This window comes from Thermobacillus xylanilyticus (genome assembly GCF_907165215.1).
GTDB lineage: Bacteria > Bacillota > Bacilli > Paenibacillales > Paenibacillaceae > Thermobacillus > Thermobacillus xylanilyticus.
In genome coordinates this window covers 15155-29205 of the sequence record NZ_CAJRAY010000044.1, presented here as the reverse complement: position 1 = coordinate 29205, position 14051 = coordinate 15155, and the positions used below count along the sequence as shown (strand labels likewise).

Genomic DNA, 14051 nt, shown 5'->3' with positions numbered 1-14051 from the left:
TCAAGGAACCATCTTCGTCGTCCGCCGTTTCAGCGGCGACTTTTATAATATATCACAGCTCGCTAGGGTTTTGCAACAAGTTTTTTTCTGGAATTTTAACATGTCTGCAAGCTCAGAATAGGATCGAGCCGCAGCGGAAATATATAATAAGTAAAAATGCCGCTCAAATCAAGCCCCGATGCTCGGCATTCAAAGCAGAATCCGCCTGCCCACCCGGGTTTTCCCGATATGTGTTTGCACTGTCCCCGAGCAATGGTCGAACGTCCCAATCACACAGACAACAAAAACCCGCGCCTTCATGTGTTCATGCTGGCGCGGGTTTGAATGTCATCAGCACATCAATGCTGGATTTCAACTCTGACGCGGGACGCGCCGGCAGCCGGTGACAGCTTTATCCCTTGAGGCGTCGCTTCCGCCGATGCGCCTTCAACCGACGGCGTACCTTGGATACCGCGCAGCACGACGTGCCACGGTTTTACGGCGCCATCCGCTGCAATTTCGATGGTGCCGCCGGTGCGGGATGCGCTGACGGTCAGAACCGGACAGCCTTGCAGATCGTGAACGACCGCTTTGGCCGTCTGACCGTCCTCCAGCTCGAACAGATGGAACGTCACGTTGTCCGCATAATCGTAGTCCGGCCGCTGGTTGTTCGCGCCGATGGCAATCAACGAGTTCGGACGGACGAGCAGCGGAAGCGACATGTAGCCGTGCTTCTCGCGGTACCATTTGCCGCCGGTGACCGTCTCGCCGGTCAACAGATTCGTCCAGCGCCCTTCCGGCACATAGTACAGCACTTCGCCCCGGTCATTGAAGATCGGCGCGACAAGCAGCCGCTCCCCGAACATGTATTGCCGGTCGAGATAGTGGCACGTCGGGTCGTCCGGGAACTCGAGCACCATCGCGCGCATCATCGGCAGGCCGCGCTCCTTCGCTTCGACCGCATAGGTGAAAAGATGCGGCATGAGCGTACATTTCAACTCGGTGAAGAAACGGAGCACATCGACCGACTCCTCGTCGAACAGCCACGGGACGCGGTACGATTCATTGCCGTGCAGGCGGCTGTGCGAGGAGAGCAGTCCGAAGGCGACCCAGCGCTTGTAAATGTCGGCGGGCGCCGTGCGTTCGAAGCCGCTGATGTCGTGGCTCCAGAATCCGAAGCCGCTGAGGCCGAGCGACAGGCCGCCGCGCAGCGTCTCGGCCATCGAATCGTAGTTCGCCGAGCAGTCGCCGCCCCAGTGGACCGGATACATCTGGCCGCCGGCCGTCGCCGAGCGGGCGAACAGCATCGCTTCGCCCTTGCCCCGGTATTGCTCGAGCAGTTCGAATACCGCCTTATTGTAAAGATGCGTGTAATAGTTGTGCATTTTCTGCGGATCGGAGCCGTCGAACCAGACGACGTCGGTCGGAATCCGCTCGCCGAAATCCGTCTTGAAGCAATCCACGCCCATGTCAAGCAGTCTTCTCAGCTTGCCTTGATACCAGCGCACCGCATCCGGGTTCGTAAAGTCGACGAGGCCCATGCCCGCCTGCCACATATCCCATTGCCAGACGTCGCCGTTCGGCCGCTTGACGAGGTAGCCGCGCTCCATCCCTTCTTTAAACAGCGGCGATTTCTGCGCGATGTACGGATTGATCCAGACGCAGATGTGGAGGCCACGCGCCTTGAGCCGTCTCAGCATCCCTTCCGGATCGGGGAACACGGCGGGATCCCATTCGAAATCGCACCATTGGTATTCCTTCATCCAGAAACAGTCGAAGTGGAAGACGTGCAGTGGAATGTTCCGGTCGGCCATGCCGTCGATGAAGCTGTTGCACGTCGTCTCGTCATAATCCGTCGTGAATGACGTCGTCAGCCACAGCCCGAACGACCACGCCGGCGGCAGCGCCGGCCGGCCGGTCAGCTTCGTATAGTTGTCCAGCACATCCTTCAGCGTCTCGCCGCCCACGATGAAATACTCGAGCGATTCGCCTTCGACACTGAAGCCGACCTTCGAGACGATTTCGGACGCGATCTCGAAAGAGACGCGCTCCGGATGGTTCACGAACACGCCGTAGCCGCCGCTCGACAGATAGAACGGCACGTTCTTGTACGCCTGCTCGCTGGCCGTGCCGCCGTCCTCGTTCCAGATGTCGACGACTTGTCCGTTCTTGAGAAACGGGGTGAACCGTTCGCCGAGACCGTAAACCAGTTCGCCGACGCCGAGATCGAGCATTTCGCGGAAGTACGGTTTGCCGTGATCAAGAATGTAGCCCGCGCCTTTTGCACCGGTTCCGGTGATGCGGCGATCGTCGTAGAAAAACTCCAATCCCCAGGCCGGCTGCTTGATCCGCGCCGTCAGGCGGCCGCTTCTGACCGTTACATGATCTTCGTGCCGCTCGATCTCCGCCTTGTGGTTCACATCCGCGTTGATGGTGAAACGAGGCCCCTTCTCCCGCAATCCCGCATGATGGTACCACTTCACGCGAAGAACGTCCGGCAGCGGCGAGCTGATTTCGCACGTGAGCAGCGCGGCGTTCAGCGTGTCGCCTTTGGTGCGAACGAACTTGGTCGCATTGTACACGGACACGGCGCCGTCATGGACCGCCACGTCACGCACTTCGGTCGGATATTGAATTTCGACGCCTTTGCGCACCATCCAATAACCGTCGGTAAACTTCATTTGCGATCCCTCCCTTGCTCTGTCTATAATGATATTGTCGTCTGATAACGCCTTCATCCCTGATTTTTGTCTGATTATATCAGGATTTTGACTAATTTGCTCCAGAACGTCCCAAGGAGGACCATCCCGATGAACAAAGCGCTGCTGAAGGAAGCCCGCCGGCACGGCAGTCCCGCTTTTCCGGTCAGGATGTATCATTTCCATTGTCCGCCGGATCAGCCGCTGCTTGATCTGCATTGGCACGACGAGCTGGAATTTTTCATGGTAACGGAAGGCCGGGCGAACCTTCGCGTGGGGACGAAGGACTATGCGGTGTCAGCCGGTGAAGCGATCTTCGTCGGCAGCGGCGAATTGCACTCCGGCTCGGTGGCCGGCGAGGAGGGCTGTTCCTTCTCCGCCGCCGTGTTCCATGCGGATCTGCTGTCGGGCAGCGCCCCCGATCTCATCCACCAGCGGTATATCCGCCCGCTGCTGGAACGGCAATACGAAGTCCCCGTCCATCTCGACCGGATGAACGGGGACAGCGCCGCCTTGCTGGATATCTTGAAGCAATTGTTTGAAATTGACCGGGCGAGACCGCACGGGTACGAGCTGGCCGTCCGCGGCATGCTCCAGACATGCGTCTCGCTCCTGCTCCGGCTCGCTTCCCGCACGGAGCAGACGCGCCGCGCGGGCGCAGACCAGCAGACGGAGCGCATCAAAGAGGCGCTCGAATATATCGAGCGCCATTATGCCGAGCCGATCCGGCTTCGCGAGCTCGCCTCGACCGTGTCGATGAGCGAAGCATACTTCTGCCGCTTCTTCAAGCGGATCACGGCGGCGACCCCGGTGGAGTACATCAACCTGTACCGCGTCCGGCAGGCCGCGATCCTGCTCCGCTCCACCGACAAGAAGATCATGAACATCGCTTATGAAGTCGGGTTCAACAATATGAGCTACTTCAACACGGTGTTCAAGCAGCGGTTCGGCTGCACGCCGATGGAGTACCGGCAGCGCGGCGCAACCGGCGCGCCGTCCGACGAGTTCGGCATCGGCCACAGCTTCTAGTGCTTCGCCTTCTCGCGGTCCTGCCCCTTGTCCGCCGCGGCCGCGTTCTTCGTCGCCGCTTCGCGGTCGCGCTCCATCTCTTCGACCGTCTTCACTTTAAGCCGCGCCGCGCCTTGATAGTCGCGCGTCGGAATGAGCGTGCCCGCCGCCCGACCGGCTTCGAGCCGCGCTTTCGCCGCCGCAATCGCCTCCTTGTATTGCGGCAGCCATTGCTCCTGTGCGACAAGCATCTCGTCGACCATCTGCCAGATTTCCTTCGGATTGCACACCGCGCCGACGAGCGGGTCCATCATGAACGCCTGGCGCAGCAGGAAGTCGTCGCCGCGCACCGCCGCTTCGACGGCGAGCCGCTGCACGCTGATGCTGGCATTGCAGACGGCGGCCGGGCCGAGCGGCAAATCGCCGATATGCGGAATGGAGATGCCGTTCGCGTCCACATAGCCCGGCACTTCCACGATCGCGTCGTCCGGCAGGTTCGAGATGACGCCGCCATTCACGACGTTGAAATGTCCGCGATAGACGCGGCCCGTCTCCAGGCTCTCGATGATGAACGAACCGTGCTCGTAGCCGCGGTCTTCCGGACGGAACTTGAGCGGAGGCTCCTTCAGCCAATTCGGAAAATCCGTCTCGAACCAGTTCCGGCCTTCGGTGCAGACGCGCAGATAACCCCCTGTCTCGCCGTTGATCCAGCTCCCGAGATCGATCCAGTCGCGGATCTCTTCGGGGCGCTTCCGGTACCACGGTACATACTCGCTCAGGTGTCCGTTCGACTCCGTGCTGTAGTAGCCGAACCGGCGCAGCATGTCGATCCGCACCTTCTCGGTCCGGCTGTATACCGGATGGCGCTCGAACGCCTCGAGCAGCTCGCCCGTCAGATCGCGGCCCTTGTGCCGAATCTGGATGTACCACGTTTGATGATTGATGCCGGCGCAGATGATGTCGACTTCCTCTTTCTTCAGACCGAACACATCGGCGATCTGCTTGTGCCCGTGCTGCACGCCATGGCAGAGGCCGATTGTACGGACGCCGCCGTATTTGTTGCACGCCCACGTCAGCATCGCCATCGGATTCGCGTAGTTGAGCAGGAGCGCATCCTTCGCCGCCACTTCGCGGATGTCCTTGCAGATGTCCAGCATGACAGCGATGCCCCGCTGGCCGTACATGATGCCGCCCGCGCACAGCGTATCGCCGACGCACTGGTCGACGCCGTAGCGGAGCGGTATGTCAATGTCCGTCTGGAAAGCTTCCAGCCCGCCGACGCGGATCGTGTTCAGCACATATTTCGCGTCCTTCAGCGCTTCCCGCCGGTCAGTCGTCGCCTCGATCCGGATCGACAGTCCGTTCTCGTCGATGTCACGCTGGCAAAGCTGGCGCACCATCTCGAGGTTGCGTTCGCTGATGTCCGTAAACGCAACGCGGATGTTCCGGAATTCCGGCACCGACAGCAGATCCCGCAGCAGACTGCGCGTAAATCCGATGCTGCCCGCGCCGATGAACGCCACTTTGAATGACAAGCAAATCGCCCTCCCGTTCGTTGGCTCCGGGCTCACGCCCGTCATCCCCATTGTACCAACGGGAGAGCGAAAGCGTTATCGCAATCGCAGCCATTTGACCGCCGATATGTCCGTAATCGAAACTTAAATGTCCGAGTAGCGCTCTGTCCCGAATGAACGACGGTAGGCGGCGGGCGTCATGCCGGCATGTTTCTTGAACAGGTCGTGAAAATATTGCCGGCTGCCGATGCCGACGTAATCCGCAATGTCGGCCACCGGGATGTCGGTCTGTCGGAGCAGCATCTTCGCCTTCTCCATCCGGAATGCCGTCAGGTAGCCCATGACGGATTGGCCGGTCGACCGCTTGAAAATCCGCTGCAAGTAAACCGGGTGGAGGTTCACGCTTGCTGCAATGTCCGCGATGCGCAGCGGCCGGTCGTAATGCTCGTGCATGAACGCGGCCGCCTGCCGCACGTAGCGCTCCGCGCCGGGCTCGTCCGCCGCTTCCGATTCCTTGTGCAGCGCCGCGATGCGAAGCAGCAGTTCGGACAACAGAATCTGGACCAGCGGCTCGCGGCCGTCCGGATTGTCCAGCTCAAGCACGAGCGCCTTGAGCGCGTTGTAGATGTCATGCGGTTCGCGCAGCACGAGATGATCGCGCGGACAGGCGATGAGCGAGGCCAGCGCCGGATCTTCCGCCGCCAGCTCGTTGATCGACGGCAGCCCGCCCGACCGCTCGGCAAAACGGAACTCCAAATTCAGCATCCGGCACGTCTCCGGCACGACCAGGCGGTGCGGAACGGCGGCATTGAGGAAAATAAACTCGCCCTTCTTGAGTCCGTACGCACGCCGTCCGTCGGTGCCGGGACCGAATTCCACCCGGCACGCTCCGCTGATCACATACATGATCTCCATCGACGGATGCGTATGGTCGTCCATCTCGTAGCCGCGCCACTCTTTAAAATAATAAGCGGTCACAACCGGCCGGAATCGACCGGTCATGATCCGCTGCGGAAACAGGCTCATTCGGGCACACGCTCCCGTCCGTTCGAATCGTTCGGAGCTCCGGTTACTGCGCCATTTTGGACCAATCGAAACCGATGGCGTTCAGGAACGCCCGCGCCAGAATCATATGGCCGGCCTGCGTCGGATGGACACGGTCCCAAGCCAGCGTGCCGGCATACAGCGTCCCGAGCACCTTATTGAACGCCGCCTGCGTGTCGACAAACAGCGCCCCCTCTTCTTCGGCGATCCGCTTCACCACAGCGCCGTATCGGTCCATCGCCGCGCGCATCGCATCCGCTTCATTCGGTTCAATGTAGAAGGGCGTCATCAGGACGAGCCCCTCTACGCCCGGTTTCGACCTTTGCACCAGTTCGCGCAGCGTCGCCTCATATTCGTCGATGTACACGTGCCAATCCTTGATGAACGGCACGTCGAACTGCCGCCACACATCGTTGATTCCGATCATGATCGAAAGCCAGTCCGGCCGCTGCGCGATGACGTCCGTCTCCCAGCGCGCTTTCAGGTCGCGCACCGTGTTGCCGCTGATCCCCTTGTTGACGACGCGGATGCCGAGCTCCGGATAAGTGGACGTCAGCAGCGCGTTGACAATCGTCACGTAGCCGCGGCCGGTCGCATCGAACAGCCCTTCGCCGTCCGGTTTGCTGCGGTCGCAGTCCGTGATCGAATCGCCGATGAACAGCAGTTTCTGGCCTTGCTTCAATTTCATGGCGCCATCCCCCGTCTCATGATTCGATTTTTCCGCGGCAGAAAGCGACGACATCGCGGTATTTCAGTTCGCCGCCGAACAGATCGAGCGCGCTGCCGACGGTAATGTCCAGCTTGCCTTGCGTCAGCTTCCGGAACAGCGCCAGGTCATCCAGCGACCGCGCCCCGCCGGCGTAAGTGGTCGGAATCGTCGTCCAGGCGGCAAGCTGCTCCGCCAGATCGGCGAGGATGCCGGTGCGCTTCCCTTCCACATCGACGGCATGCACGAGAAATTCCGCGCAGTGCTGCTCAAGGCCGCGGATATTCGCTTCATTCAGCTCGAAATCGCTGAACACGGTCCAGCGGTCGGTCACAACGTACCAGCGGCCGTCCTTGCGCTTGCAGCTCAGGTCGATGACGAGCCGGTCCCGGCCGACCTCGCTGACGATCCGCTCGAGATGATCTTCGCGAAGCCGCCCGTTCTGGAACAGATACGACGTGACGATGACATGCGACGCCCCGCGCTCGAGCCATGCCGCCGCATTGTCCGCCGTAATGCCGCCCCCGATCTGGAGTCCGCCCGGCCAGGCGGCCAGCGCCTCCGCCGCGGCTTCTTCGTTGCCCGGTCCGAGCATGATCACATGCCCGCCGGTCAGACCGTCCTTTCGGAAGAGCTCCGCATAATAGGCCGGTTCGCGTTCGGAGACGAAGTTCTCGACCAACCCCTGGCCGCTGTCGTTTAACGTTTCGCCGACAATTTGTTTGACCTTACCCTGGTGCAAGTCGATGCAGGGCCTGAATTTCACGTTTCTGCTCAGCCTTTCTCTTGCCGGCCGCCGCCTCTCCGGCCGGCAGTATTCCAATACAAGGTTAGCGCATCCGGCGCAAGTTTGTCCATCGTATCCGATCCAAATGCCATGCATGGCCGCTTGCCGCGTCATTTTCCGAGCGTGATTTCCCGCGTTAATATTTCCCGGGCGAGCGCACAAATCGACGATTTGCCGCAATTTTCAGAACTTATTTTCGCATTTCATGCAAGCGTTTGCAAATGCGTGTCAAAAAAGTGCCCGCTGCCGCCGTTTTCGACAAGGCGGCGCGGACCCCGGATATGTCCCCTGGCGGGAAATTTGATCGCTGCGATAGATGCAAGAACCGATCAACCTTTCACCGATCCTGCTGCAATGCCTTCCACGATTCGGTTGCTCATAATAAAATACGCCAGCAGCACAGGGATGGTGCTGATCATCAGCGTCGCGCCGATGGCGCCCCAGTCCATCGAATACTGCCCGACAAAATTTTGCACGCCGACGGTCAATGTTTTACGGGCGTCAGAGCTGATGAACGTATTGACGAAAACAAACTCATTCCAGTTGTAGATCATGTTGATAATCGCGGCGGTCACCATGACCGATGTTGTCATCGGTAAAATAATTTGAAAGAACAACTGATGAACCGAACATCCGTCCATCACCGCAGCTTCCTCGATCTCCCTGGGGAGCGCGTAGTAGAAGCCGAGCATGATCATGATGGTAATCGGCAGGTTGAAAGCCGTATAGGAAAGGATCAGGCTCAGCGGATTGTCGATCAATTGAATATTGCGGAACAAAATAAACAACGGAATCAGAGCGGAATGGATCGGAATCATGTAACCGACCATGAACAATCCGAGTACCGGCGCCCGCCACTTCCAGTTCATCCGGGTCAGCGCGAAGGTGGCGAAGCTCGCCAGCAGAACCGTCAGCAGCACTGACAACGCCGTCACCATGACGCTGTTGACAAAGTACGTATCGATCTTGCCGTGCGACCACACATTGCTGTAATTCTCCCAGCGGAATCGCTCGGGCAAAGCAAACGGCGGCAAGTTGAAGATTTCCTGATTATTCTTCAGCGAAAACAGCAGCAGCCATACGAGGGGCAGCAACTGCACAATGGCAGCGGCGATCAGAATGATGTACAGAATCCCTCTTCCGATCTTGCTTCCCAACCGGGGGGCAGTTCGGTTGACGAAAACTACGGAAGTTGCCGCCATAATCAATCGGGTCTTAATCATTCAATCGAACGTCCTCCTTAACCGCCGTATTGAATCTTGTCCCGGGAAGCGGTCAGCATCCGAATCAGCCAGGTTGCGACGAGGCAGATCAGCAACAGACTGAATCCGATGGAACTCCCGTATCCGAAATCAAATGATTTGAATGCCTTCGAATACATATAGGAGGCCATCACTTCGCTCGCCCGGTTCGGTCCGCCTCCTGTCATGATATAGATCAGATCAAAATATTTCAGCGAACCGACAACCGCGAGCACGACCGTCACTTTGATCACTTCACTGATCAGCGGAACCTTGATCCGCCATGCGATGACAAGCGGGTTCGCGCCGTCGATCCGCGCCGCCTCGATGACCGCTTCCGGTATGTTTTTCAGCGCGGCATAGTAGATCAAGATATAAAAACCCGCGTACTGCCACAGGATCGGTACGAATATCGCCCACAGCACGATGTCGGGATCTGCCAGCCAGTTCGGCGTATTCTGCACCCCGATGAACTCAAGGATTGTGTTCAGAATGCCGGATGAAGGATGATAGACCTTGAGCCAGAGCTGCGCGATGGCAACTGAAGACAGCAGCATCGGCACGAGGTAAATCTTGCGCAGCAGGTTGGAGCCGCTCAGCTTGCCGCTCAGAAGCAAAGCCACAAGCAAATAGGCGATCAGACTGAGTGTCGACATGAGCGCGAACCACAGCGAATGCCACGCGCTATTCCAGAACTGCTGATCCCGGAGCAATTTCTTGTAATTGCCCAGACCGGTAAATTGCATGTCGCTTACGCCGTTCCAGTCGAAAAAACCGTAATAGCCGGTAAACAGAATCGGCAAATAAACGATTGACAAGATGAGCAGGACCGAAGGCAGCACGTACAGGGCAATGACCGCCTTGTTCGACATGACTTTGTTCACGTAGGTGGCTCCCCTTTCATGGATGAAACAAGGAAAGGACGCGCCTCCCGTACATCATCCGTACGATTCGGGCGCGCGTCCCTGTTCTTCAGTACCCGAGCCTTACTTGCCTTCCTTCAGAACCGCATCCTGCCGGGAGATGAATTCATCCGGCGTGATGTCTTTGGAGAACAGCGCCTGGATCAGATTGTGATGCTCTTCCGAAGCAACGGGCTTCATCTGTACATCAAGATAGAGGGTCACTTTGTTCGCATTGTTGAGCTCGTTCAGAAGATCGATGTACATTTGCGGGAGGCTGACCGCGTTCGTATCGACTTTCGTCGCCGGAATGACGCCCGCTTCGGATACGGAAATCTCGCCCCATTTCTGGACGAAGTAGCTGACGAATTTCTTGGCTTCTTCCTTGTGCTTCGAATTTTCGGAGACGAACAGACCGACGCCCGGACCGCCGACCCAGTTGTTCACATTGCCGCGGCCGTCTTCCATCACCGGGAATTTGAAGAATCCGATCTTATCCTTGAATTCTTGCGGCACATCCGGGTTCGTCGTATAGTTGGGAACTTCCCACGCGCCCATCATATACATCGCCGCATTTTCGTTCATAAATTCGGCCTTCGCTTCCTCGTTCGACAACCCGACAAAACCTTTCAGAAACGCATTCATGTCAACAAGCTCTTGGGCGTAAACGGCGGCTTCGCGCAATTCCGGAGCCGTGAAATCTTCATTGGCAACAGCTTCATCCATCAGGTTGTCCCCGCCGAGACGATCGGCAAAGTACATATACCAGAACGATGCGGTCCAGGCATCCTTGCCGCCCAGCGCGACCGGATTGACGCCGTTATTGTTCAGCGTCTGGATAATCTCTTTCAGGTCCTCATACGTTTTCGGCACTTCAAGCCCGTACTCGGCAAATATGGCCTTGTTGTAGAAGACCGGCACAATGTTAAGTTCAACCGGCAGCGCATAGGTTGTCCCGTCGAACGTATAGCCTTCTGTCGTTCCCGCGACGAACTGCCCCTTCAATTCGCCTTCAAGCAAATCATTGAGCGGAGCGAATTCATTTCCTTTGACATACGGTTCCATGAAACCGGCCGCCCAGGTGAAGCCGATGTCGGGCAGGCTGTTGGAAGCCGAAAGTACCTTCAGCTTGTCTTTGTATTGTTCGTTATCCAAAACTTCGACCGAAATTTTGATATTCTCGTTCTCCTGCTGGAATTGCTCCACGATCGAGGAAACGATTTTGTATTGTGCGAAGTTGCTGCCTTCCGGCCACAGATGCATGAGATTCAGCGTGACTTCACCGCCCGGGCTTGTCTCTCTGCTTGAAGCTTCGGAACTGGCGCCGGAATTTTCCGGTCCCGATCCGTTGCCGCCGCCGCTGTCTTTGCCCGAGCCGCCGCAGGCAGCCAGTACCCATGTCAGCGCAGCGAACAGCAGCATGAATGCCAACGTCTTTCTCTTCATGCGATTTCCCCCTGACATCTGAAATTGAAGGCAACCGTTCGTTGAATGCGCTTACCTTCATGTCGATTGTAGCTGACGAAACTTGACCGAAATAAGGCGCTGTCATTAGGGAAACTTCCAAATATTTTTAGGTTCGGGCCAGGTTTGATTTTGTTTGCGGTACTCCCCGGGGGTGCAGTGTTCATACTCCTTGAACATCTTGTTGAAATATTTCACGTGGATGTAACCAACCTTTTGTGCGATATCTCCGATCGGCAATTTCGTTTTCACGAGCAGTTCCTTCGCCCGCTGGATGCGTCGCCGGGTTACGTAGTCGCTGTATGTAATCCCCATCTGTTCCTTGAACAGTACGCTGAAATAACTCGGATTCAGATGGACCTGGTCCGCAATATCCTTCAATCTCAGCGGCTCCGGCAAATGCTCGTCAATATAGCGCACCGCTTCGGCAACGGCATCGCCCGCGCCGCCGAGCTGTCTGCTGGCATCGATCAAAACCGGATCCATGATCTTCTCCATGAGTCCGATGCGCACCCGGTTTTCATAGTCGGCCAGAGCCCGTTCCACCGCTTCGATGAGTTTGCAGTCGCTGACCGGTTTCAGCAAATATTCCACCACCCCGAGATGAATGGCCCGCTGGGCATATTCAAACTCCGCATATCCGGAAATGAGAATGACCGGCGGAATCCCGCCCTGCTTCTTCTCTTTCAACGCCTGCACCAGATCCAGACCGCTCATCCCCGGCATGCGAATGTCCGTAATCAGCAATTCGATGTCCGCATGATTTCTGATATATTCCAGCGCTTCGAAGCCGTTGTCCTTGACGTCGAACCGATATTTTCCGGCCCCCCAGGATTCCAGCGCCTTCCGCAAACCTTCCCGCGTCATCGGTTCGTCTTCCACGATCAACACAGTAGCTTCTTTCATCATGTCTCCCTCCGTTCTCGCGGTATCGTAATCCGCACTCTGGTTCCTTCGCCTTCGCGGCTGTCGATTTGAATGCTGCTTGTGCCGGGCGGATAACGATAGGACAATCTCAACCGCCGCTCCACATTGGCCAGACCGAATCCTGAGCCTTTCGCGGACGGCACGTCACCGGTATGTATGGAACCTGACAGCGCCTCAAGCGCCTGTCCGTTCATCCCGACGCCGTCGTCGGCAACTTCAATGATGATTTCCTCTTCCTTCGTCTTGCGCCAAGCTGCAATGGTAACTTTGCCTTCACCGATTTTCTCCTCAATGCCATGGACGATCGCATTTTCCACAATCGGTTGAACAAGAAGCTTGGGAATCGGAACGCAGGCCAACTGCTGCGGCAAACGGATCTGCCACGACAATCTGACGCCCAGCCGTTTTCGCATGATCTGCAAATATTTCTCGATATGGGAGATCTCCTCTTCCAACGTAACCCATTCGTCGCGTTGATTTCTCGAAATCGTATATCGAAAAAATTCAGACAATGTAATGACAAACTCCGCCAATTCGCGATCCCCGCGCTGGCGCAGGGATCGATACAGCACTTCCATCGTATTGAACAGAAAATGCGGGTTCACCTGGGCTTGAAGCGCTTTCAACTCCGCGCGGCTCTGCAAAATTTCCTTTTCGTAGACGAGCCGGATCAAATTGTTGAGGTCTTCCACCATGCTGTTGTACGTCCGATTCAGTTCCTGGATTTCGATCGTCGAAGATACATGTTCGACCGGCTTCAACGTACCGAGCCGCGTCTCCCGCATCGTCCGCCTCAATTGCTTAATCGGTTTGGTAATGATTTCAGACAGGAACAGCGATAGCAGCAGATACAGCACGAACCCGAGGAATGCCGGGATAATGATTGCCGTACGGAGAACCGAAATGCCTTCCGTAATGCGGCTGATGGGAGTCAAGATGTACAGAGTCCAGCCGGTTACGCCGGACGTTTGCTTGACAACCATCCACAACTTGCCATTCAATCTGATCGTGCCGCTCAAATCGTTGACAATGCGTTCCGCGGCAGCCTCTTCCAAATCCGTCAGACTGGATGTGATCGGCCGCTTGTCCGCATCCACGAGAAGCAATTCATATTCGCCTTCCGCATCGTGCTGTAAATCCCTCAGTTCAAACAGATCGCGGTTCATCCGTACGAGCAGGAATCCGCCGGGAGCAAAGTTGCTGTCGATCAGTTTGACGAGCCGAATCGCCAGAATCGCATCGCGGTCGTTCGGGTCAACGCCGAACCAGACAAGGCTTCCCCTGCTTTCCACCGCTTGTACGATCGAATCCGCATCAATCCGGTCCTGCAGCGAGTTGCCGTCCAGAGGAAACATCTTTCTTCCTCCAAAATTGTACAATTCGACGGACTTGATCCCGTTGGAATACATCCGGATCCTGTGGATGATCGGCGACAGTTTCTGCCGTTCGGCAAAGGTCGTCGTGAAACCTTCATGTTCTTTCAACAGCAATTGCTGCACGTAACCATCGGTCGCCGCCTGCGTCGACAGCATGTCAATCTGCTTCAGCACGCCTTCCAGCCGTCCGCTCGCCTGTACAGCCGTATCCTGAATGTTGACCTTGGCATTGTTCTTGAGCAGGGCGGATACCGATTGAAACGTTGACAGAGCCACGACGCTGAGGACAGCAACCATGACCAGCACAAATCCGAACAACATCTGATTGCGCAATGTGTTATACTGCATCCATCGAAAGTTTCTGCGCATGGGGGCCCCCCTTTCTGTTTCCTGAACGTTCAATG

General features: G+C 57.1%; 11 protein-coding genes. 1 reads left to right on the top strand and 10 read right to left on the bottom strand.

Annotation, left to right across the window (positions count from 1 at the left end):
* Nucleotides 1–338: 338 nt before the first annotated feature.
* Nucleotides 339–2660 (bottom strand): alpha-xylosidase, encoded by a 2322-nt coding sequence (gene yicI / locus KJQ12_RS09945; protein ID WP_213484551.1) that lies wholly within the window; start codon nucleotides 2658–2660, stop codon nucleotides 339–341.
* Nucleotides 2661–2789: 129 nt separating this feature from the next.
* Here yicI and KJQ12_RS09940 point away from each other — a divergent pair, with 129 nt between their 5' ends.
* Nucleotides 2790–3707 carry an AraC family transcriptional regulator gene (locus tag KJQ12_RS09940; RefSeq protein ID WP_213484550.1) on the top strand — a complete coding sequence of 306 codons (918 nt, stop codon included), beginning with the start codon at nucleotides 2790–2792 and terminating at the stop codon, nucleotides 3705–3707.
* On the opposite strand, the gene melA is transcribed toward KJQ12_RS09940, so the two are convergent.
* The 9 genes from melA to KJQ12_RS09895 all read right to left on the bottom strand — a co-directional run bounded on the left by melA (nucleotide 3704) and on the right by KJQ12_RS09895 (nucleotide 14016).
* Nucleotides 3704–5221 carry an alpha-glucosidase/alpha-galactosidase gene (melA, locus tag KJQ12_RS09935; protein ID WP_213484549.1) on the bottom strand — a complete coding sequence of 506 codons (1518 nt, stop codon included), beginning with the start codon at nucleotides 5219–5221 and terminating at the stop codon, nucleotides 3704–3706. The genes KJQ12_RS09940 and melA overlap by 4 nt on opposite strands.
* Nucleotides 5222–5344: 123 nt before the next feature.
* Nucleotides 5345–6226, bottom strand: coding sequence for an AraC family transcriptional regulator (locus tag KJQ12_RS09930; RefSeq protein ID WP_213484548.1), 882 nt, complete (start codon nucleotides 6224–6226; stop codon nucleotides 5345–5347).
* A gap of 43 nt (nucleotides 6227–6269) precedes the next feature.
* Nucleotides 6270–6932 carry an SGNH/GDSL hydrolase family protein gene (locus KJQ12_RS09925; RefSeq protein WP_213484547.1) on the bottom strand — a complete coding sequence of 221 codons (663 nt, stop codon included), beginning with the start codon at nucleotides 6930–6932 and terminating at the stop codon, nucleotides 6270–6272.
* A 16-nt stretch (nucleotides 6933–6948) separates the two neighbouring features.
* Entirely contained in the window at nucleotides 6949–7716 is a 768-nt protein-coding gene (hisA, locus tag KJQ12_RS09920) for a phosphoribosylformimino-5-aminoimidazole carboxamide ribotide isomerase (RefSeq protein ID WP_213484546.1), read from the bottom strand.
* A 350-nt stretch (nucleotides 7717–8066) separates the two neighbouring features.
* Complete coding sequence (locus KJQ12_RS09915; protein WP_213484552.1) at nucleotides 8067–8939, bottom strand: carbohydrate ABC transporter permease; 873 nt, start codon at nucleotides 8937–8939, stop codon at nucleotides 8067–8069.
* 38 nt (nucleotides 8940–8977) lie between these two features.
* Nucleotides 8978–9862, bottom strand: a complete 885-nt coding sequence (locus KJQ12_RS09910) for a carbohydrate ABC transporter permease (RefSeq protein WP_213484545.1) — start codon at nucleotides 9860–9862, stop codon at nucleotides 8978–8980.
* 102 nt (nucleotides 9863–9964) lie between these two features.
* A complete protein-coding gene (locus tag KJQ12_RS09905; protein ID WP_213484544.1) occupies nucleotides 9965–11326 on the bottom strand; it encodes an extracellular solute-binding protein in 1362 nt (453 codons plus the stop codon).
* A gap of 105 nt (nucleotides 11327–11431) precedes the next feature.
* Nucleotides 11432–12250, bottom strand: coding sequence for a response regulator transcription factor (locus tag KJQ12_RS09900; RefSeq protein ID WP_213484543.1), 819 nt, complete (start codon nucleotides 12248–12250; stop codon nucleotides 11432–11434).
* Nucleotides 12250–14016: a cache domain-containing sensor histidine kinase gene (locus KJQ12_RS09895; protein WP_213484542.1), complete on the bottom strand. Its 1767-nt coding sequence runs from the start codon at nucleotides 14014–14016 to the stop codon at nucleotides 12250–12252. The genes KJQ12_RS09900 and KJQ12_RS09895 overlap by 1 nt, the downstream gene beginning before the upstream one ends.
* Between the last annotated feature and the right edge of the window lie 35 nt (nucleotides 14017–14051).

Bases quoted from the DNA above. Each gene is read 5' to 3' on its own strand.
- KJQ12_RS09940 (WP_213484550.1), top strand. From the start codon at position 2,790: ATGAACAAAGCGCTGCTGAAGGAAGCCCGCCGGCACGGCAGTCCCGCT.
- KJQ12_RS09915 (WP_213484552.1), bottom strand. From the start codon at position 8,939: ATGGCGGCAACTTCCGTAGTTTTCGTCAACCGAACTGCCCCCCGGTTG.
- KJQ12_RS09895 (WP_213484542.1), bottom strand. From the start codon at position 14,016: ATGCGCAGAAACTTTCGATGGATGCAGTATAACACATTGCGCAATCAG.
- yicI (WP_213484551.1), bottom strand. From the start codon at position 2,660: ATGAAGTTTACCGACGGTTATTGGATGGTGCGCAAAGGCGTCGAAATT.
- KJQ12_RS09905 (WP_213484544.1), bottom strand. From the start codon at position 11,326: ATGAAGAGAAAGACGTTGGCATTCATGCTGCTGTTCGCTGCGCTGACA.
- KJQ12_RS09900 (WP_213484543.1), bottom strand. From the start codon at position 12,250: ATGAAAGAAGCTACTGTGTTGATCGTGGAAGACGAACCGATGACGCGG.
- KJQ12_RS09925 (WP_213484547.1), bottom strand. From the start codon at position 6,932: ATGAAATTGAAGCAAGGCCAGAAACTGCTGTTCATCGGCGATTCGATC.
- KJQ12_RS09930 (WP_213484548.1), bottom strand. From the start codon at position 6,226: ATGAGCCTGTTTCCGCAGCGGATCATGACCGGTCGATTCCGGCCGGTT.